The sequence below is a fragment of the Streptomyces sp. NPDC002669 genome (assembly GCF_042889165.1).
In the GTDB taxonomy this organism is placed as follows: Bacteria; Actinomycetota; Actinomycetes; order Streptomycetales; family Streptomycetaceae; genus Streptomyces.
Genome location: NZ_JBIAQQ010000037.1, coordinates 1 through 19,554, shown reverse-complemented (window position 1 = coordinate 19,554; position 19,554 = coordinate 1). Strand labels below are relative to the sequence as shown.

The 19,554-nt window shown below is 71.7% G+C and carries 20 protein-coding genes; 13 read left to right on the top strand and 7 right to left on the bottom strand.

Translation table 11 applies throughout. The features are described 5' to 3' along the window. The first annotated feature begins 56 nt into the window (after positions 1-56). A complete protein-coding gene (locus ACFYW1_RS35105) occupies positions 57-440 on the top strand; it encodes a DUF6009 family protein (protein WP_148841051.1) in 384 nt (127 codons plus the stop codon). Positions 441-567: 127 nt separating this feature from the next. Here ACFYW1_RS35105 and ACFYW1_RS35100 read toward each other — a convergent pair whose 3' ends face one another. The 4 genes from ACFYW1_RS35100 to abc-f form a co-directional block, all read right to left on the bottom strand. Beyond that, positions 568-1,056, bottom strand: a complete 489-nt coding sequence (locus tag ACFYW1_RS35100) for a BlaI/MecI/CopY family transcriptional regulator (protein ID WP_389002915.1) — start codon at positions 1,054-1,056, stop codon at positions 568-570. Between the two features lie 183 nt (positions 1,057-1,239). Next, a complete protein-coding gene (locus tag ACFYW1_RS35095) occupies positions 1,240-1,794 on the bottom strand; it encodes a CGNR zinc finger domain-containing protein (protein WP_389002780.1) in 555 nt (184 codons plus the stop codon). A gap of 91 nt (positions 1,795-1,885) precedes the next feature. Then, positions 1,886-3,568: an ABC-F family ATP-binding cassette domain-containing protein gene (locus tag ACFYW1_RS35090; RefSeq protein WP_389002777.1), complete on the bottom strand. Its 1,683-nt coding sequence runs from the start codon at positions 3,566-3,568 to the stop codon at positions 1,886-1,888. Positions 3,569-3,649: 81 nt separating this feature from the next. Next, positions 3,650-5,284: a ribosomal protection-like ABC-F family protein gene (gene abc-f, locus ACFYW1_RS35085; protein WP_389002774.1), complete on the bottom strand. Its 1,635-nt coding sequence runs from the start codon at positions 5,282-5,284 to the stop codon at positions 3,650-3,652. Positions 5,285-5,585: 301 nt separating this feature from the next. Between abc-f and ACFYW1_RS35080 the strand changes: the two genes are divergently transcribed. Beyond that, positions 5,586-5,783, top strand: a complete 198-nt coding sequence (locus tag ACFYW1_RS35080) for a DUF6210 family protein (RefSeq protein WP_389002771.1) — start codon at positions 5,586-5,588, stop codon at positions 5,781-5,783. 55 nt (positions 5,784-5,838) lie between these two features. Here the strand turns inward: ACFYW1_RS35080 and ACFYW1_RS35075 are convergent, their stop codons facing one another. Continuing rightward, a complete protein-coding gene (locus ACFYW1_RS35075) occupies positions 5,839-6,039 on the bottom strand; it encodes a hypothetical protein (protein ID WP_389002912.1) in 201 nt (66 codons plus the stop codon). Positions 6,040-6,432: 393 nt separating this feature from the next. Between ACFYW1_RS35075 and ACFYW1_RS35070 the strand changes: the two genes are divergently transcribed. The 6 genes from ACFYW1_RS35070 (at position 6,433) to ACFYW1_RS35045 (ending at position 11,092) form a co-directional block, all read left to right on the top strand. Next, the gene (locus tag ACFYW1_RS35070) at positions 6,433-7,143 is read left to right on the top strand and encodes a 4'-phosphopantetheinyl transferase family protein (RefSeq protein WP_389002768.1); all 711 of its coding nucleotides are present in this window, start codon (positions 6,433-6,435) and stop codon (positions 7,141-7,143) included. 120 nt (positions 7,144-7,263) lie between these two features. Continuing rightward, on the top strand, positions 7,264-7,938 hold the full coding sequence (locus ACFYW1_RS35065) for a HEAT repeat domain-containing protein (protein ID WP_389002765.1): 675 nt from the start codon (positions 7,264-7,266) through the stop codon (positions 7,936-7,938). 3 nt (positions 7,939-7,941) lie between these two features. Continuing rightward, positions 7,942-8,946 (top strand): HEAT repeat domain-containing protein, encoded by a 1,005-nt coding sequence (locus ACFYW1_RS35060; RefSeq protein WP_389002762.1) that lies wholly within the window; start codon positions 7,942-7,944, stop codon positions 8,944-8,946. Between the two features lie 259 nt (positions 8,947-9,205). After that, a complete protein-coding gene (locus ACFYW1_RS35055) occupies positions 9,206-9,559 on the top strand; it encodes a hypothetical protein (protein ID WP_389002759.1) in 354 nt (117 codons plus the stop codon). 352 nt (positions 9,560-9,911) lie between these two features. After that, positions 9,912-10,436 (top strand): TetR/AcrR family transcriptional regulator, encoded by a 525-nt coding sequence (locus ACFYW1_RS35050; protein WP_389002909.1) that lies wholly within the window; start codon positions 9,912-9,914, stop codon positions 10,434-10,436. After that, positions 10,433-11,092, top strand: a complete 660-nt coding sequence (locus ACFYW1_RS35045) for a hypothetical protein (RefSeq protein ID WP_389002756.1) — start codon at positions 10,433-10,435, stop codon at positions 11,090-11,092. The genes ACFYW1_RS35050 and ACFYW1_RS35045 overlap by 4 nt, the downstream gene beginning before the upstream one ends. 305 nt (positions 11,093-11,397) lie before the next feature. Here ACFYW1_RS35045 and ACFYW1_RS35040 read toward each other — a convergent pair whose 3' ends face one another. Beyond that, positions 11,398-11,610 carry a DUF5988 family protein gene (locus ACFYW1_RS35040; RefSeq protein ID WP_389002753.1) on the bottom strand — a complete coding sequence of 71 codons (213 nt, stop codon included), beginning with the start codon at positions 11,608-11,610 and terminating at the stop codon, positions 11,398-11,400. A 140-nt stretch (positions 11,611-11,750) separates the two neighbouring features. Then, positions 11,751-13,328: a DHA2 family efflux MFS transporter permease subunit gene (locus ACFYW1_RS35035; protein WP_389002749.1), complete on the bottom strand. Its 1,578-nt coding sequence runs from the start codon at positions 13,326-13,328 to the stop codon at positions 11,751-11,753. Positions 13,329-13,498: 170 nt separating this feature from the next. Here ACFYW1_RS35035 and ACFYW1_RS35030 point away from each other — a divergent pair, with 170 nt between their 5' ends. The 5 genes from ACFYW1_RS35030 to ACFYW1_RS35010 all read left to right on the top strand — a co-directional run. Beyond that, on the top strand, positions 13,499-13,954 hold the full coding sequence (locus tag ACFYW1_RS35030; RefSeq protein ID WP_283856462.1) for a MarR family transcriptional regulator: 456 nt from the start codon (positions 13,499-13,501) through the stop codon (positions 13,952-13,954). Positions 13,955-14,069: 115 nt separating this feature from the next. After that, the gene (locus ACFYW1_RS35025) at positions 14,070-14,852 is read left to right on the top strand and encodes a thioesterase II family protein (protein WP_389002745.1); all 783 of its coding nucleotides are present in this window, start codon (positions 14,070-14,072) and stop codon (positions 14,850-14,852) included. A 22-nt stretch (positions 14,853-14,874) separates the two neighbouring features. Beyond that, positions 14,875-15,687 carry a metallophosphoesterase family protein gene (locus ACFYW1_RS35020; protein WP_389002906.1) on the top strand — a complete coding sequence of 271 codons (813 nt, stop codon included), beginning with the start codon at positions 14,875-14,877 and terminating at the stop codon, positions 15,685-15,687. 134 nt (positions 15,688-15,821) lie between these two features. Further along, a complete protein-coding gene (locus ACFYW1_RS35015; protein WP_389002742.1) occupies positions 15,822-18,569 on the top strand; it encodes a LuxR C-terminal-related transcriptional regulator in 2,748 nt (915 codons plus the stop codon). A gap of 155 nt (positions 18,570-18,724) precedes the next feature. Continuing rightward, a partial coding sequence (locus tag ACFYW1_RS35010; protein WP_389002739.1) for a polyketide synthase occupies positions 18,725-19,554 on the top strand: 830 nt, incomplete at its 3' end.

The window sequence follows — 19,554 nt, the reverse complement described above, 5'->3', positions numbered from 1 at the left end:
TGCCGGGCCGCATCCCCCACCCCAGGGGGCACCCGGACGAAGGAGGGGCTGCAGCCATGAGCTCGCTGTTGACCGAGAGCGACCTCATCCACGAGGCAGAGGTGGTGTGGCTGGAGAACCTCGACGAGCTGGACTACGTGCGCCAGGCACTGGACAAGACCAGGCGTCGCAACACCAAGCCGCCCTACGCCAGGGACGGCCGCATGGTGGGTTACGCCCTCCTCGACGACCAGGCGTCCCCGGACCCGGACAGCGGCCTGTACAAGCGCCGGGTCTTCTTCCTCCTGCCGCACGACCGCGACAGCCTCCCCGACGGGCTCTACCGCGAGGGTGCGCCGGGGGAGGCCGTGGACCCCCGCACCATCGCGCCGAAGAAGCCCGGGGCGAAGACCCCCCGTTCCCAGTGCGGCTCCGGGGCCATAGCGACGTCCGCGCCGTGACCCACTGCCCGGACCCCGGAAGCGGCGTCCGCGTCCCGGCGCCCGCCCGGGGCCGTGCGGTGACGCGGGGTTCCTGAGGGCCGGGCGGCGGCGCGGGAGGGCGAAGTGCCTCTGCCCGCGGCTCTGTTCACGTCGTGGGCGTGGCCTTTTCCGGAGCGGTCTTTTCCGGTTCCGGGCCGGTGGGGGAGTACAGCACCGAGCGCTGCTGCTTGTGGCGCTGGATGCGGCCCTTGGCGACGAGGGACTCCAGGGTGTTGCGTACGACCTGGGGCGTCGGTATCCGCTGCGGATGTTTCTCCAGCAGCTCGTCGCGCAGCTCCTTCGCGAGCCGGGGCTCGCCGTGCGCGGCCAGCAGGTCCATGAGGACGTCCCCGAGCAGCGGCTGACGCGGTTTCCCCTCCGCGTCGGCCGTCGTCGCGCGATGCGGCGCCTTTTCTGCGGTCCCGTCCTGTGTCCCCGCCGACAGGGCCCCGGTGCCGGCGGACGGCTCGAACCGCTCCGCGAGGTTCAGGATGTTCATCAGGAGGGCTTCCTCCTGCCGCAACACCTTGATCTTCTCTGCCAGTTCCTGCTGGCGGCGGCGATTCTCCCGCAGGTCCGACGCGGCTTGCTCGATGTACCGCGACCGGAGTGTGGTGCCAGTTGGTCGGCTGGTCACAACCGTTCACCCCCTCGTCAAGAATGCTACGGCGCATGCTACTCAGGACCGTGGCGCCGACCTTTCCGCACCTGACGGTTGCTCCGTGCGACCCTGCGACGAAACAGATGGGGCGGACGAGGTGCCGGGCCCCGGAGCGGGTCAGTGGGCGGCCGCGGTCTTCTTGCGGGCCCGGTAGGCGGCGGCCTTGATCTTGTTCCCGCAGGACTCCATCCCGCACCACTGCCGCCGCATGCCCCGGGAGCGGTCGATGTAGATGCGGGTGCACTCGGGGTTGCCGCACTCCTTGAGCAGGGGGACGTCCGGACCGCTCAGGACCTCGACCGCGAGACGGGCCACGGCGGCCAGGGCCTCGTCCGGCGTCGCCTCCGTCCGGCGTCCCGACGGGGTGAGCTGCGGGGCGGCCGTCGGCTTGCGCGCCGCGCCGTTCAGCACCTCCAGCGCCTCGTCCGGGTACTCCTCACCGAGGCGACGGGCCGTGACCAGTTGGTAGAGGGCCTCCCGCACGGCCTTCGCGCGCTCGACGTCGGCCTCCCGGCAGGGGGAGACCGAGTCGACGATGCCGGACTCCAGATACCACGCCCCCAGCCTGTCCGGCGTCACGAACATCTCGAACCGCGTCGAGCGCCGCGCCCTGAGCGTCGCGGCGAAGTCGAGGGCCGGATTTCCGCATACGAAGACATGGTCCAGGTTCACATCACCATTTTGGCTGGTGACGAATGGGCCTGCAAGGCTTCGTCACCAGCCGGGCCGGTGGCCGTTCCGTGCCGTTGCCTCCCGTGCCGGATCACCGCACCACGGCGTTGTCGTCCGCACGTCCCCGGGCCGCGGAGAGCCGGAGTTCGCGGCCCTGCCAGCGCCTGCGCAGCCAGCGGTCGTGACTGGCCAGGACGATCGCCCCGGGCCCGGGGCCCAGAGCGGCCTCCAGTTCGTCGCACAGCCGCGGGGACAGGTGGTTCGTGGGCTCGTCGAGCAGCAGCAGTTCCGGCGGGCGCGCCACCAGGAGCGCCAGCGCGAGCCGGCGGCGCTGGCCCACCGACAGCAGGCCGACCGGCTTGTCCAGGTCCGCCCGGTGCATCAGCCCCAGTGTTCTCAGCGGAACCGCCTCCGCCCGTTCCGCGCCGAGCGAGAGCTCGTAGGTGTCGCGCACGGTCCGGTCGGGCCGCTCGAACACGGTGTCCTGGGTCAGCAGCCCCACCGTCACTCCCCGCCGTCGCCGTACGTCGCCCTCGGCCGCGAGCCGCCCGGCGAGCACGGACAGGAGCGTCGACTTGCCCGTCCCGTTGTCTCCCGTGACGAGGAGGCGTTCGGCGGTGAGCACGTCCAGGCACTCGACGGACAGTCTGCCCGGCACGCTCACCCCGCGCAGGGAGACGAGCGCGCCGTCCACCGGCGCCCCGGACGCTTCGGACGTCTCCGGCTCCCGCCCCTCGGCGAGCGCGGAGACGTGGAAGCGCAGTGGCTGCGGCGGCTCACCGATCTGCGTGCGTTCCAGCCCGTCCAGCCTGCGGGAGGCGTTGCGCACCCGCCGCGAGATCTGGCTCTGCACCCGGCCGCCCCGGTGGCCGTACCCCATCTTCTCGTTGTCCGTGCGCCCCCGGTCCGGAGCGACCCGGCGCGCGGTCACGCCGACCGAGCGGCGCAGCGCCGCCAACTCCTCCTGCTCCTCGGCGTACCGCCGTTCCCAGCGCTCCCGTTCCGCCCGCTTCTCGGACTGATAGGCGCTGTAATTGCCGCCGTACCGAACGGGACCGTCCACGGCCGGATCGAGGTCGATCAGATCCGTACAGACGGCGTCGAGGAAGGCCCGGTCGTGGGCGGCCACCACGACGACGCCGGGCAGGCCCCGCACCTGCTCCTCCAGGAACGCGGCGGCCCCGTCGTCGAGGTGGTTGGTCGGCTCGTCCAGCAGGAGCGCCGACGGGCGGCGGACCAGCAGGGCGGCCAGCGCGAGGCGCCCGCGCTGGCCGCCGGACAGGGAACCGAGCACCCGGTCGTGCCGGAACGCGCCGAGGCCCAGCCCGTCGAGCACGATCGCGGCACGCCGGTCGGCGTCCCAGGACTCCCGCTCCTGGGCCCGTTCGAGCCGACGGCCGTACAGGTCGAGCAGTTCGGCACAGTCGGGGGAGTCCTGCGGGACACGGGCCAGTTGTCCGGTGAGGCGGTCGAGCTCGGCCAGGTCGTCGCGGGCCTCGCGCAGGGCGTCGTCCAGCACGTCGGCGATCGTCGACGTGGCGTCGAACGGCATCTCCTGGTGCAGGAAGCCCAGGTCGGCCGGGCGCGTGATGCTTCCGGCGTCGGGTTCGTCCACTCCGGCGAGCAGCCGCAGCAGGGTCGACTTGCCGACGCCGTTCTCCCCGATCAGTCCGATGCGGTGGCCGGGGGAGGCGGTGAGGGAGACGCCGTCGAGCACTCGCCGGGTGCCGAGGGTGCGGATGACGTCGTGGGCGAGCAGGGCGGGTCGGGGCATGGTGGTTCCACCTGACGTGATGCGGTGTTCGGCCCGCGGGGTGACACACCTCGGCGCGGGCCCGGTCGACACGTCAGGAGGTCACACCTCGGGCGCCCCCGTCTCGGTCAGCTCGCCGCCGGCCAGCCGGAGCCACCGGTTCACCCCGATCCGGGAGAGGAACCGTTCGTCGTGGCTGACCACCACGAACGCCCCCCGGTAGGAACCGAGCGCCCCCTCCAGCTGACCGGCGCTGACCAGATCGAGGTTGTTCGTCGGCTCGTCGAGGAGCAGCAGCTGCGGGGCCGGTTCGGCGCACAGGACGCAGGCCAGGGTGGCGCGCAGCCGCTCGCCGCCGGACAGCACGCTCACCGGGAGGTGGGCCCGGGGACCGCGGAAGAGGAAGCGGGCGAGCAGGTTCATCCGCTCCGCCTCCGGCCTGTCCGGGGCGAACGCGGTGAAGTTCTCGGCGACGGTGCGGTCGGGGTCCAGCAGGTCGAGTCGCTGCGAGAGGTAGGCGATCCGGCCGTCGGCCCGCTTGATCTGTCCGCCGTCCAAGTCGAGGTCGCCGTTGAGCAGCCGCAGCAGGGTGGTCTTCCCGGACCCGTTGGGCCCGGTCAGCGCGATGCGCTCGGGGCCCCGGATCGTGAGGTCCACGCCCGCCTCGGAGAACAGGGTCCGTCCGTCGTGGCAGACCTGCATCTGTTCGCCGAGGACGAGCGTGCGTCCGGCGGGCACCCCGGTGTCCGGCAGGTCCAGGGTGATGCGCTGTTCGTCGCGCAGGGCCCGCCCCGCCTCGTCCAGCCGGGCCTTGGCCTCGCCGACCCGGGAGGCGTGCATCTGACCCGCCCGGCCCGCGGACTCCTGGGCACCGCGCTTCATGTTTCCGGCGAAGATGCGCGGCAGCCCGGCGCTCTTGAGGTTGCGGGCGGCGTTGCTCGCCCGGCGCTCGGCGCGTTCGCGGGCCTGCTGCATCTCCCGCTTCTCCCGCTTCAGCTCCTGCTCGGCGTTGCGGACGTTCTTCTCGGCGACCTCCTGCTCGGCCCGTACCGCCTCTTCGTACTCGGTGAAGTTGCCGCCGTAGAAGCGGAGTTCGCCGCGTTCGAGTTCCGCGATGCGTTCCATCCGGTCGAGCAGGGCCCGGTCGTGGCTGACCAGCAGGAGACAGCCGCCGAAGTCCTCCAGTACGTCGTAGAGCTTGTGGCGGGCGTCGAGGTCGAGGTTGTTCGTCGGCTCGTCGAGCAGCAGCACGTCGGGCCGCTTCAGCAGCTGGGCCGCCAGACCGAGCGAGACGATCTGACCGCCGCTGAGCGTGCTCAGGCTCCGGTCGAGAGCGAGGCCGGCGAGACCGAGCCGGTCCAGCTGGGCGCGGGTGCGCTCCTCGATGTCCCAGTCGTCGCCGATGGTCGTGAAGTGTTCCTCGGAGACGTCCCCGGACTCCACGGCGTCCAGGGCCCGGATCACCGAGGCGATGCCCAGGACCTCGGCCACCGTGAGGTCGCCGGTCAGGGGGAGGTTCTGCGGGAGATAGCCGAGCGTGCCGTCCACGGACACGGACCCGGTGCCGGGCCGCAGCTCACCGGCGATCAGTTTGAGCAGGGTGCTCTTCCCGGAGCCGTTGGGCGCCACCAGGCCGGTGCGGCCGCTGCCCAGGGTGAAGGACAGCTCTTCGAACACCGGGGTGTCGTCGGGCCATGCGAAGGAGAGGTTGGAGCAGATGACGGAGGCGTCGGACATGGAGAGACCTCGGGTGAAGAAACGGGCAGGCTCATGGGCCGGTACCCGGAAACGGACTGAGGAGACGACGAAACGGGCCACGACGGCGGCGCTCCTGGGCACCTGCCGATGGCCTGTCGGGTCGGGGTATCACCCCGAGATGTCGTCTTCACCCACCATGTCCGGCTCTCCTTCGTCGTACGCGTTGCGCACATTGCACGACCAACGCCCGTCGAGCCTAACAGCAGGGCTTCGGAGAAGCTCCTGATTTATGGGCCCGTGGATTCGGGGGTCTGTCACGACGTCCGTGACGGGGTCTGTCATGGAGCTTGCGACGAGGGCTGTCATGGGGCTGCGCGGGATCGTCGAGAGCATTCCCTACTGGGCGTCCGACGGCCACACGGAGGACCTGCACACCCTGGGACTGGACGGCGGCCGGTTCCGCGACGCCGACGAGGCGTGGGTACCGGTGATCACGCCGGACGGCCCCGGAGTGCTGCTGTGGGCCAACTCGGACTGAACACGGCGATCGGCTGCCCGCCACGGGGCGGACAGCCGGCGTCTTTGGGGTGGGGCTACAGGCCGAGGTCCGCGGCCCAGCAGGAGAAGGACATCCACGAGCTCTCCGGGTCGTACGTGTCCCTCGTGGCCCTTTCCGGGGAAGCGGGCCTCACCTCGACCATGTCCTCGTAGGAGACGCGCTCGGGCAGCTTGCCGAACCTCTCGTGCCGGGCCGCCGCCGCGGCCTGGTCCGTCGTCGTGCTGTCGGTGTTCACAGTCAACCTCCGCTCCATGGGTGGCGGATCGTGCCGTCTGCTTGTGAGTACGAGGCTCGCACCCCGTTCGTCACCTGTCAAGCCGGTGACGCGTGGGGTGGCGGTCTCGGAGGCGGTCCGCGTCGACGTCCGGCGCGGTGAAGGGGCCGTGCTCGGCGTCGGGAGTGGTGGTGGGCGCCTCGGCGAACGGGCGCGCGGCGAGCTGCTTCTCGTAATGGCCGTAGCGGCGTTCGCCGTCGGCGAGGTCCGGCCGCAGACCGGCCCTGACCTGCTTCGTCCTGGTGAAGGGCGGGTGGACGCCGGGGGAGGGCGCAGGCGGCGTCGCGGCGGATCGCGTGCTGGTTGAATGGAAGCTGTCGGGCCGGGGGCACCGAGGGGGATCACGGATCTTCGATGGGGACGACGACGGCTTCGGGAGCGGGCACCGGCGCGGGGGGCCCGGATGAGGTGCGGGTCTGGGCGCTGCGGGTTCCGGCGGTGGCCGGGCCGTCCTCCGCGATCGACGCGGCGGTGCTGGACGAGGAGGAGCGGCGGCGCATGGCCGCTTTCGTCCGGGACGAGGACCGCGTGCGCTACGGCTTCGCCCGTACGGCGCTCCGTACGATCCTGTCCGCGCGGACCGGTACGGCCCCCGACGCCCTCCGGTTCGCCCGTGACCCCTGCCCCTGCTGCGACGAGCCGCACGGGCGTCCCGTACTCGCCTCCGCGGCGGCGGAGTTCTCGCTGTCCTACGGCAGGTCCCTGGTCCTGATCGGCCTCGCGTCGGTGCCGGTGGGCGTGGACGTGGAGCCCGTGCCCGATGCCGGGGCGGCGGAGCGGCTCGCGAGGATGCTGCATCCGGCGGAGTCCGCGGAGGTCCTGGCCGTGCCCCCGGGGGAGCGCCCGGCGTCCTTCGCCAGGCTGTGGGCCCGCAAGGAGGCGTACCTCAAGGGGCTGGGCACGGGGTTCGGCCGTGACATCGCGGCGGACGACGTCCGGGGCGACCTCCCCGGCTGGTGCGTCACCGACCTCCCCGCAGGCCCCGGTCACGCCGCCGCCGTCGCGGCCGGATCCCCGCGGGCCCGCACGGTCGTCCACGTCCACCGCACCCTCCCGGAGCTGTGAACCCGCCTCCAGCCCGTATTTTTCGTCCGCTTCGTTCCGTACGGGGTCTTCTTCCGGACCGGTCCGGCTTGACCTTGACACGTTGACAAGGTCTTCACTGTGGCCGAGGAGGTGGTCCCGATGATCATGCCGAAAGAGGACACGAACACGATGCGAGCGCTCCGGGGACTGGAGAGCGACAGCTCGTCGACCCGGCTGAAGGCGGCGCTGGCGGTCGGCACGCACCCGGACCCGGGGTTCATCGGCAAGCTCGTCGAGCGATGCGCGATCGAGCCCGAGTTCTACGTACGCGAGATGCTGACGTGGGCACTCACCCGTCACGCGGCGTCGATGACGGTCCCGGTGCTCCTCGACGAAGTCCGGGCGGGGGGCGCGCAGGCACGGAGCCAGGCGTTGCACACGCTGTCCAAGATCGGGGACCGGCAGGCGTGGCCGGTGATCACGCCGGAGCTGCTGGCCGACGCCGACGACGAGGTGGCCCGGACCGCCTGGCGGGCGGCGGTCGTGCTCGTACCCGAAGGTGAGGAGCGCGAGCTGGCCGTAGTGTTGGCGACGCAGCTCGGGCGCGGCGAACGCGAGACGCAGCTGAGCCTCAGCCGGGCGCTGATCGCGCTCGGGGAAGTGATGCTGCCGGTCCTGGGCGCGGCGACCGAGGACCCCGGCCCCCGCGTGCGCGCGCACGCGATTGCCACGGAACGGCTGTGGAGCGACCCGGACGCCGGATTCGAGTTCGCGATCGAGGAGGCGAAGCGCGTCGTGGCCCTGGGCGGGGGCGGCCGGGAGGAGGAACGGTAGGCGGTGTTGATCGGTGACGTCGCGCGACGGGCCGGGGTGAGCGCCCGCATGCTCAGGCATTACGAATCGCTCGGCCTGGTGCGGCCGACGGGCCGTACCGACTCCGGCTACCGGGAGTACTCCGGCGAGGACATCCGGCGGATCTTCCACATCGAGAGCTTGCGGTCGCTGGGGCTGTCGCTGCGCGAGGTCGGGCGTGCGCTCGACGACCCCGGATTCGCCCCCGCGGAACTGGTCGACGGCCTCATCCGGCAGACGCGGGAACGGCTCGCGGCGGAGACGGAACTGCTCACGCGGCTGCGCCGGATCGACGCCGCGGAACCCGCCGGCTGGGAGGACGTCCTCCAGACCGTGGCCCTCCTCCAGGCGCTGGGGTCGAAGAGCGCGGGGGCGCGGCAGCGTGCGGCGCTGTCCGCGGCCGATGAGGTGCCCGTACCGGTGGAGGCACTGGTCGAGGCCGTGCTCGACGAGTCGGACCCGAACGTCGCCGGAGCCCTCCGCTGGGCTCTGGCGCAGTCGGGCGAGGACGGGGCGGCGCTGCTGGCGGAGGGCCTCGGCTCACCCTCGGCCGAGGTGCGGAAGCGCGCCGTCCAATCCCTCGCCGAACTCCCGGACGAGGGGACGGCCGTGCTGCTGCGCGACGCCCTCACGGACTCCGACGCCGTGGTCCGCGGGTACGCGGCCCTGGCGCTCGGGGCGCGCGGCGCGGTCGACGTGGTGCCGACGCTCATCGACATGATCGTCGAGGAGCGGAACGACGTCGACGCGGCCGACGTGCTGGGCGCGCTGGCGGGTGACCCCGCGGTGGCGGACCGGATCGCCACCGGGCTCCTCGGCCGTCTCGCCCACGACACCATGGGATCGTCCGCACGCCGACGGCTGACCCAGGCGCTCGCGGACATCCCGGGGGACCTGACGGCAGGTGCGCTCGTGGAACTGTCGCACGACGAGGACCATGCCGTCGCGCTCACCGCGACGTACATCCTCAAGCTGCGCGAGACGCGATAGCGGGCCCTTTCTGAACCTTGCAGACCTTTGCCGGCCTTTTCCGGGGTTCGAGAAGGGGCTGAGCGGGGTTTGAGCGGGGCCGTTGCTGCGACGGTGCTGAAGCAGGGCCGTGACCGAGGCGCCCGCCAGTACCCGCCAAAAGGGCAGCGGGATGATCTTGAAGTCCTGATCCGCTCGGATCTGCGTGCGGTGATGTGCCGATCGCGGTGACGGGGAAGGGGGAGGCGGGCGGCTTCGCGTCCCGGCGTGCGCTCCGCGCGTGACCGCTGAACTGCCGGATGCCGCAATTCCGTTGCGCAACACCGGCACGGGAGGCGGAAGTCGGCCCCGGCGAATCGCCCGGGGCGTTCTCGCGTCACTGCCGGCCGCGTTCGCCGTTTTCGAGAGCCAGAAGTACGGCTTGCCCACCACGGCCGCTGCGCTGGTGTTCTTCGTGCTGCCGGACCTGGCGCGGCTCGCCGGCATCCGCCCGCCCGGCATGCTCCACCGGACTGTGAACCGTGGGTGGATCCCGCTCGTGGTGCCGGCCGGCTGCACCGTTGGGCCGATCGTGCGGCCACCGCTCTTCACGGCCGGCCCCGGCTTCGCCGAACCGTCCAGCTGCGGCCGCTGAGACCAGGCGGGAAAGGCACGTGGCCGCTGAGGCCAAGTCGGAAAGGCGTGTGAACGCCCGGGCTCGACGGGGTGGAGTCCGGCGCCCCTTCTTGACGGCTGACGCGGGCAGTCATAATTTGGCGTCCGAGGCTAACGGTGTTAGCCGGGTTGATCGGTCGTCATACGAGAGGGTCACAGTGAGCATTGCCGCAGCCAGTACCCCGCGTGGCAGCCTCCTGCCCGGTGCCTCCGAAGAGCGTGGGGCGCACCAGTGATCTCCTCGGGGACGTCGGCGGCTTCCGGCGCCGGACGGATCGGCCGCATCGCGATCGCGCGAACGGCCCGCCGTGGCTGACCGCGCGCAGCAGATCATGGTCGCCGCCCGGGAACTGCTCGACGCGGAGGGGCCGGACGCGTTGTCGATGCGGCGCATCGCCGAGCGCGTCGGCATCCGGGCGCCTTCCTTGTACAAGCACTTCCCGGACAAGGCCGCTGTCGAGGCCGGGCTCCAGGCGCAGGGGATGATCCGCCTGGCGGAGGACCTGGAGGCGGCCGAAGCCGGGATCGGCGTCGACCCGCCCCTGCTCGTGCTCGCCCTCGCCTACCGGCGTCACGCTCTCACCGGTCCGCACCTCTACCGCATCACCCACAGCCGGCCGCTCGCCCGCACCGCGCTCCCCGAAGGACTTGAGGACCGCGCGGCAATGCCGCTGGCCCGTGCGATGCACGGCGACATCGACATCGCGCGCTCGTTCTGGGCCTTCGCCCACGGCATGGTCGTGCTCGAACTCGACGGCCGTTTCCCGCCCGGGGCGGATCTGGACTCCGCATGGCGCACCGGTTGCGAGGCGTTCGCCCAGGCGATCCGGAACAAGACCCGAGGAGACACAGCATGACCACCATTGCCGAGGGACCCGTTCCCGGTTCTGCCGCCCGCACCGCCGGATACGTACACGCCGCCGCATGGGTCCTCGGGCTCGCCGTCGCGTGGGGAGCCGCACCCGAAGTCGGTGACACAGATGCCGGGATCACGGCCATGTACGCCGAGCGACCGGTCCAGACGATGGCCCAGGCGCTGCTCGTCCACGGCGTGGCAGCCGTCGGCCTGCTGGTTGTCGGATCGGGACTGGGCGACCGGGCCCGCCGCACCGGTGACACCACAGCCCGTGCGGCCGGATGGGCCGGATGGGGCGCGGGGGCGCTCGCAGGTGTGCAACTCGTCCTGGAACTGATCGCGATATCGGGAGCCGATCCGGCATCACCGGGCAGGACCGGCGCACTCTTCGAGGCGGTCCAACGGACGGACGGTGTCAAGATGTTCGCCCTCGCGGTGCTCGCCGCTGCCACCTGCGTGGCCTCGCGGCATGGGCACAGCGCGCTGTTGCGGCGTGGGGAGGCCGTCATCGGCTGGGCCCTCGCCGTCACGATCGCCGTTTCCGGCATCGGTTACCTGTTCCTGTCCACCGCCTTGACCCCGGTGGCATTCATTTCGCTGCCCTTGCTGCTGATCTGGATCGCTGTACTCGGCGCGGCCCTCAGCCGTCGGCCCTGAGCGCTCGTTCGACCGGACGGGCTTCCGATCGAGGAGCTTCCAGGGAGCCGTTCGGTGCACGTCCGATCTGTCAGTCCGCTCGGTTGAGCCTCCTACGGGCTACGGGCTACGGGCTACGGGCTACGGGCTACGGGCTACGGAGGGACGATGGACCTTGCTAGCCTTCCCCGCCCTTGGACCGGAGTACTTCACCGCGGCCCCGTTCCGTTGATGGGCGCGGTCTCCAAAGGCAAGGGCCGAGGACGGAAAAGGCAGCGGCCCGGCGTGATGCCGGGCCCCTGCCTCGTGGGTCGTTCTCCGTCGGTCTACTCGGCGACGTAGGTGCAGCCGCTCCAGGCGAACACCTGGAGTTCCCGGTCGTCCTCGACGACGGTCTCGTCGGTCGGCTCGAAGTGCTCGTACCGGTTGCCCGAAAGTACCTTCACCTTGGAGTCCCTGTCCGCGACGTAGCGCACGCGGTCCTTCTCGTGGATGAGGAAGGTAGGGCCACCGGTGAGAATGACGTTGGGATTCTCCATGACTGCCGTCTCCTTCGGCGCAGGTGCGGATTGTTCGGAAGTCCTCGGTGCTTCGGCTTGGCAGTAGGGGATGCTTCGCTGCGCGCAGGATCGGTGGTCGCTCTAAAGCCCGTCTAAAGAGCTCAAAGCGTTCAAAGTGTTCAGGACGTTCGGAGCGTTTTCCGGTCGGCCGGGCCCGCTGCCGCCGCGGCGCCGACGGTCTGGCCGCTGCGGAGATCGGCTCCGGCCGGAGGGGCGGTGGCGGGGGCGACCGGAGGGGCGGTGGCGGCGGGCGTGGCCGGGACGGAGGCGGTTGTCGGGGCGGTGTCGGTGGCGGGGGTGCGGGACTTGGTGTGGTTGCGGATCAGGAGGCAGGCGAGCAGACCGGCCACCAGGACCGCGAGGGGCAGGGCCACCGTGCTGTGCAATGTGGCGAGGAAGGCGGTGGAGTAGCTCTGGCCGGCCGAGAGCCCGGCGGAGAGCTGCCCCTGCACGAGGGCGCCGACCGCGGCGGCGCCGATGACCGAACCGATCTGGCGGACGGTGTTGTTGACGCCGGAGGCGGCCCCGGCGAGCCGGGGCGGCACGTTGCGCATGGCCTCGGTGGACATCGGGGCGACGATGCATCCGACGCCGAGCCCGGTGAGCAGGGTGGCGGGGACGAAGGCGTACCAGGAGGTCGCGGGGCCCGCGATCAGGGCGATGGCGAGGATGCCGGACGCGTACAGGGCCAGGCCGGTGATCAGCAGGTACTTGCCGCCGATCCGGTCGGACATGCGCCCGGCGAACGGGCCGAGGGCCATCGACACCAGGGAGGAGGGGGCCAGCACCAGGCCCGCCTTCATCGCGCTCATGTGCAGGACGGACTGGAGGTAGAGGTTGAAGGGCAGCACCAGCCCCAGCATGGCGATCGAGACGAGACCGACCAGCACGGTCATCACGGTGAAGTTGCGGTCCTTGAAGAGCGCGAAGGGCACGAGCGGCTCACGGTCCTGCCGGCCGCGCTGGTGCAGCAGGAACCCGACGGCCAGGGCCGCGGCCGCGGCGAGCAGCGCCCAGATGCCCGGACCCCAGTGGTAGCGCTCGCCCTCCTGGAGACCGAACGCCAGGCAGAACAGGGTGGCGGTGGCGAGGAGGACGCCCATCAGGTCGAAGCGGTGGGTACGGGCGGGGCGGATGTCGGGGACGATCAGGAAGGTGAGGACGAGCGCGGCGATTCCGATCGGCACGTTCACCAGGAAGATCCAGCGCCAGCCCACGGCCGAGACCAGCATGCCCCCGAGGGTCGGCCCGGACAGGGTGGCCAGGCCCGCGACCGTGCCCCAGATGCCCAGTGCGGAGCCGCGTCGTGAAGCCGGGAAGACGGAAATGATCAGGGTCATTGTCTGGGGTACGAGGAGGGCGGCGCCCAGCCCCTGCACTCCGCGGGCGGCGATCAGGGCCGCCGCGTTCGGGGCGAATCCGCAGGCGATGCTGGCCAGGGTGAAGACGACCAGGCCCGCGGCGAACAGGTTGCGCGGGCCGCGCATGTCGCCGAGCCGGCTCGCGGTGATCAGCAGTACGGAGAGCGCCAGCGCGTAGGCGCTCACCACCCACAGGGTCTGGTCGAGCGAGGCTCCCAGGCCGTTGATCATGTCGGGGATCGCGATGTTCACGATCGTCAGGTCCAGCAGGGTCATGAAGAACCCGAGCGAGAGCGTCACCAGGACTGCCCAGGGGTTCCCGCGCCACTTGAGCACGACCGTCTCCTTCGTCCGTCGATGGCCGGTGTCCCGGCGTCTGCTCCGAAGGTAACCCATCTTCTTCGATGCATCAAGATAGATGTATTGAAGAAGATGCATCTTCGGGGGATGCATCTTTGGCAGATGCATCTCTGGAAGATGCATCGAACGCGATGTAACGTGGTGGCATGGACGGAGTCGAGCTGTTCTTGCTGGGACGCACTCTCATGAAGATCGGGGAGGGCGCGATGCCCGAGCCCGAGGGCGGTGCCGCCCGCTACGGAGGCGGTGTGCGTTCGGTCCTCATCGTGGTGAGCGATCTGGCCACCCACCCCGACAGCGCGGTCGGCGAGATCGCGGCCCGTACCGGCCTTCCGCAGAGCCAGGTCTCCACTGCGGTGGCCCGGCTGAAGGAGGCCGGCGCCGTGGTCACCAACCCCGACCCCGCCGACCGCCGCCGCCTCTTGGTCCGGCAGTCCTCCCGCCCCTCCGACCGGATGGCCCAGGTCAGGGCGACTTCCATCGAGGGCGCGCTGGCCGACGCGCTCGGCGACGACGCCGAGGGGCTCAAGGAAGTCACCGAGGCCCTGGACGTGCTGGCCCGCCATCTGTCCCCGCAGGCCCGGTCCCGCAAGCAGGGCTGACCGAAGGGGCGGCGGCGGTCGGCTCCGCCGACTCCGGTGACTCCGGCGACGACAACCGACGCCCCGGTCGCGCGCACAAGCTCCGCTTAACCGGCCGGGGCTAACTTCCCGGTACATGAGCATCCACGAAACCGAAGCAGAGCTGTGGATCCGGCGCTTCCACCCGGCTCCCGAGAAGCCGATCAGGCTCGTCTGTCTGCCGCACGCCGGTGGTACCGCCTCCTACTTCTTCCGCTACTCGCAGATCCTCGCGGCGACCGCGGACGTGCTCACGATCCAGTACCCGGGGCGCCAGGACCGACGGCACGAACCGCCGCTGACGACGGTGAGCGCCCTGGTCGACCGGATCCACCGGGTGCTCGCCCTCCACCGCGACGACCGCCCGCTGGTCCTCTTCGGCCACAGCATGGGCGGCATCCTCGGCTTCGAACTGGCCCGCAGGATGGAGCGCGAGGGCCGGCCGCCCAGCGGCCTCATCGTCTCGGGGCGGCGCGCCCCCGACAGCTACGCCGCGGACAACGTGCACACCCGCGGGGACGAGGCGCTGATCGCGGAGATGAGCACCCTCTCGGGCACCGACCCCGGGGTCCTCGCCGACGAGGAGATCCTGCGCATGGTCCTGCCCGCCATGCGCGCCGACTTCGAGGCGATCGAGACCTACCGCTACCGGCCGGACGGGGAGGGTCCCGCCCTCGACTGCCCGCTGAGCGTGCTCACCGGAGTCTCCGACCCGCGCGTCACCCTGGAACAGGCCAGGGCCTGGCGGAAGTTCACCAACGGCCCCTTCACCTTCCGCAGCTTCCCGGGCGGCCACTTCTTCCTGACCCCGCAACAGGATGCCGTCACCGCGGCGATCGCCCAGGACCTGGCCCCGCTCGTCCAGCCCGCCGCCCACTGAACCCGTGGCGCACGGGAAGCTGTTGGCCATCAGTGACCTGCACGTCGGTTACCCCGAGAACCGCCTTCTCGTCGAAGGGCTGCGGAGCACCACCGATCAGGACTGGCTGATCGTCGCCGGTGACATCGGCGAGCTGGTGGCGGACATCGAATGGGCGGTGCGGCTGCTGAGCGAACGCTTCGCCAAAGTGCTCTGGACCCCGGGGAACCACGAACTGTGGACCCCGCCCGACGACCCGGTGCAGCTGCGGGGCGAGGAGCGGTACCGGCACCTGGTGTCGCTCTGCCGGGCCGCGGGCGTCGTCACCCCGGAGGACCCCTACCCCGTGTGGCACGGCCCCGGCGGACCCGTGCTCGTCGCCCCGCTGTTCCTGCTGTACGACTACACCTTCCGCACCGGAACGGCCCGGAACAAGGAGGAGTCGCTGGCCCAGGCGTACCGGAGCGGCGTCGTCTGCTCGGACGAATTCCTCCTGCACCCCGACCCGCACCCGAGCCGCGAGGCGTGGTGCCGCGAGCGGGTCGCCGCCACCGAGCAACGGCTCCTGGCCGTCGACCCCGAGCTGCCGACCGTACTGGTCAACCACTTCCCGCTGGTGCGCGAGCCGACCAGGATCCTGCGCCACCCCGAATTCGCCCAGTGGTGCGGCACCGCGCGCACCGCCGACTGGCACCTGCGCTTCCGCTCCCGGACCGTCGTCTACGGCCATCTGCACATCCCCCGCACCAGCTGGTACGACGGCGTGCGCTTCGAGGAGGTGTCGGTCGGCTACCCCCGGGAGTGGCGCACGCCGGGCCACCCCCGTACCGTCCCGCGCGTCGTCCTCCCCGGCTGAGGGGGCGGCCCTTCCCGGCCGCGAGGGGCACCCTTTCCCGGCCGCGAGGGGCGCGGGGCGAACTTGCTGCCCCGCAGGTTGTGGCCACCGCTCCCCGGCCCCCACCCGCCCGGAACGTACATAGCCTGCTGCTCATGACGCTGCTGAGCCGAGACGCCGAACGGACGCAGCTCGACGACGCGCTGACCGCCTGCGGGCGGGGCGGCACCGGCATCGTGCTGGTGGAGGGCGCCGTGGGCTGCGGCAAGTCCGCCCTGTTGCGGTACTGCGCCGACACCGCGCACCGCCACGGCGTCACGACCGTGCACGCCGCGTACCCGGACTGCCCCACGGACCTCACCACCGCGCTCGACGACGTTCCCGAGCGGACCCCCGTGGTCGTCTGCCTCGACGACATCCACCACGCGGACGCCGCGTCCCTCGGCCGGCTGACCGCATGGGTGCGCACCACCTCCCACACGGCCCGGGACGGCGGCCTGCTGCTCGTGCTCGCCGCGACCGACGCGCCGTACCACGACGCCGGACTCGCCACCGAACTGCTGAAACACCCCGCGTGCACGAGGATGCGCGTCGGCCCCCTGGACCGTGCCGCGACCGCGGCACTGGTACGTCGGCACACCGGCGAGCCGACCGCCCCCGCCGTGACCGACGGCCTGTACCTCGCCGGCGGCGGGAACCCGCTGCTGCTGCGCGCCCTGCTCGCCGAGCCCGGACACGTCCCCGAGCCGGGCGGCCCCTTCTCGCGCGCCGTCCTCACCTGCCTGGAACGCTGCGGCGCGACCGCCCCGCACCTGGCCCGGGCGCTCGCGGCCCTCGGGGACGGCGCGACCACGGCACGCGTCGCGCGCGTGCTCCGCACGACACCGACCGAGACCGACCGCACCCTGACCGCGCTCCGGGCCGCGGGCCTCGTCCTCGGCGACCGGCTGCGGCACGCCGCGACAGCGGCGGCGGTGCTGGACGCCATGGACCCGGGGGAACGCGAAGCACTGCACCGTCGGGTGGCCCGCGTCCTCCACGAGTCCCGGGCCGAAGCAGCCGTCATCGCCGACAGCCTGCGGGCCTGCGGCGGCATCGACGGCTCCCGGGGCTCCGGGAGAACAGGAGGGTCCGGAGGTTCAGGAGAGCCCGGGGCTTCAGATGGTTCCGGAGGCTGCGACGACCTCGACGGTTCCGACCGCGGCTGGGTCGTACCCGTACTCCGCGAGGCGGCACAACAAGCCATGGCGGTCGACGAACCCGAGCGGGCCGCCGCCTGTCTGCAACTCGCCCACGCATCCTGTGCGACCGACCCGGACGAACACACCCGCAGCGAGATCATGCTCCAACTCGCTGCCATCACATGGAGGTTGAGCCCCGCAGCAGCGGAACAGCACCTGGCGGCACCGCTCGCCGCGCTGCGCGCCGGACGGCTCGGCACCGCCACCGCCGGGCACCTCGCGAGACTCCTCGTCGCCCAGGGACGCATCGAGGAGGGCGCCGAGGCCCTGCGCCGCGCGACGGGTGCCGATGCCCCGAGCAGTGCTGCGAGCAGTACGAGGACGGGCGCCGATGGCCCGGCCCGTGCCGCAGGGATCGACGCCACGGGCCGCGCCACAGGGGCCGATGTGCTGCGGGAACTCTTCGCGCTTCCGCCGGACGGGAGTTCCCCCGCTCCGCCCGGCGGAGAACACCTGAACGCCTGCGCGGCGCTGTGGACCCACCCCGGCCACCAGGACGACGCGCAGGACGCCGGGCACTTCCTCGAAGGCGCCCCGGCCGCCCAGGGCACCCACGAAGCCCTGGCCCAGGCCGTACGGACACTCATCCACGCCGACCAGCCGCGCAGGGCCGCCGACTGGTGCCGACGCCTCCAGGAACGGACCACCCGGCACCGGGCACCCGGACTCCAGGCCATGTACGGCACCCTGCACGGCGAGGCACTGCTGCGCCTGGGCGACCTCGCGGGCGCCGAACGGGAGGCGACCGCGGCGATTCGGGCGATCACCGGCCGAGGCGGCCACTTCCGGTCCGCGCCGGTCGCCGTTCTCGTCATGGCGCTCACCGACATGGGCCGGTACGACGAAGCGGCACGGCACCTCGAACCGTTGATACCGGAACGGACCCTGGCGACGGTCCACGCACTGCCCCTGCTGCGCGCCCGCGGACAGTACTTCCTGGCCACCCGGCGGACGGAGGCGGCGCTGGGCGAATTCCTCGACCTGGGCCGGCTCGCCCGGCGATGGGGCCTGGACCGGCCGCGCCAACACCCCTGGCGCACCGATGCCGCCGAGGCGCTGCTGCGACTGGGCAGACACCAGGAGGCCGCGGAACTGATCGCCGAGCACCTGGCCCTGCCCGACGCGACGGGACCACGGCTGCGTGGTGTCGCACTGCGCCTCAGGGCGGCCACCGAGGCGCCCCGTGAACGAACCCGGCTGCTGACCCGTGCGGTCGCCGAACTCCGGGGCAGCGGCGACCGGTTGGAACTGGCACGGGCCCTGGCGGACCTGGGCCGGGGCTTTCAGACGCTGGGCGAGGGAACGCGCGCCGGCTCCGTGGTGCGACGCGCCTGGGGGCTGGCCGCCGACTGCGGGGCGGCGCCGCTGTGCGAGGAGATCCTGCCGGGCCAGGATCCCGGCGCACCGGGCCCCGCACGCGGCACGGTCGGCGCGGTCGGTGCGGAGAAGGCCGACCGGCTGAGCGAATCGGAACGGAAGGTCGCCGCGCTGGCCTCGGCCGGATACACGAACCGCGAGATCGCGGCCGAACTCTTCATATCCACCAGCACCGTCGAACAACATCTCACCAGGATCTACCGCAAGTTGCACATAACCCGGCGGCGGGACCTGCCGTTGGACCTCGAATTCGACCCCTGTGAATCCGCCCCCCTCCGGTCGTGACCGGAACCCGGCTCAGCAGCCCGCAAGAAGGGCTTTAGCCCTGCTTGTGAGGGTGGCCGACCGGATGGTGGGCGTAGGCGCGGGAACTCCACCCAGCGTGTGATTTCTGCGTGTTGATGAAACGGAGACCGGGCATCGTGCTTTCTGAATCTGACATGCCGCAGAACGAACCGATCGCAGTGGTGGGTCTGGCGTGCCGTTTTCCGGGCGGGGAAAGCCCGGAAGCCTTCTGGGACCTCCTGGTCGCGGGCGGTGACGCGATCGGTGAGGTGCCCGCCGACCGTTGGGACGTGGAGGCGTTCCACGACACGGATCCGGCGGCGGTCGGGAAGGCGGTGGCGCGGCGTGCCGGGTTCCTGTCGCGGGTTGACGGGTTCGACGCGCGTTTCTTCGGGATCTCGCCGCGCGAGGCGGCGGCGATGGATCCGCAGCAACGGCTGGTGCTCGAACTGGCCTGGGAGGCGTGCGAGAACGCCGGGCTGGTACCGGGAAAGCTTTCCGGCACCCCGGCCGGTGTGTTCGTGGGGGCGATGGCCGATGACTACGCGGCGTTGTCGCGGCGGGCCGGTGTGGAGGGGATCGGGGCGTTCACCTCGACGGGTCTGGCGCGGAGCGTGATCGCCAACCGGGTGTCGTACGCATTGGGCCTGCGCGGCCCGTCATGGGTGGTGGACTCGGGTCAGTCGTCCTCGCTGGTGGCGGTCCACCAGGCGTGCCAGGCGCTGCGCAGGGGTGAGGTGTCGCTCGCGTTGGCGGGTGGTGTGAACCTGATGCTGGCGCCGGAGTCGTCGGTGGCGGTGTCGAAGTTCGGTGGGCTGTCGCCGGATGGTCGGGCGTATGTGTTCGACGAGCGGGCGAATGGTTATGTGCGGGGTGAGGGCGGCGGTCTTGTCGTGCTGAAGCGGCTGGTGGACGCGGTCGCGGACGGGGACGACGTGGTGTGTGTGATCGCGGGTGGCGCGGTCACCAATGACGGGGGCGGAGA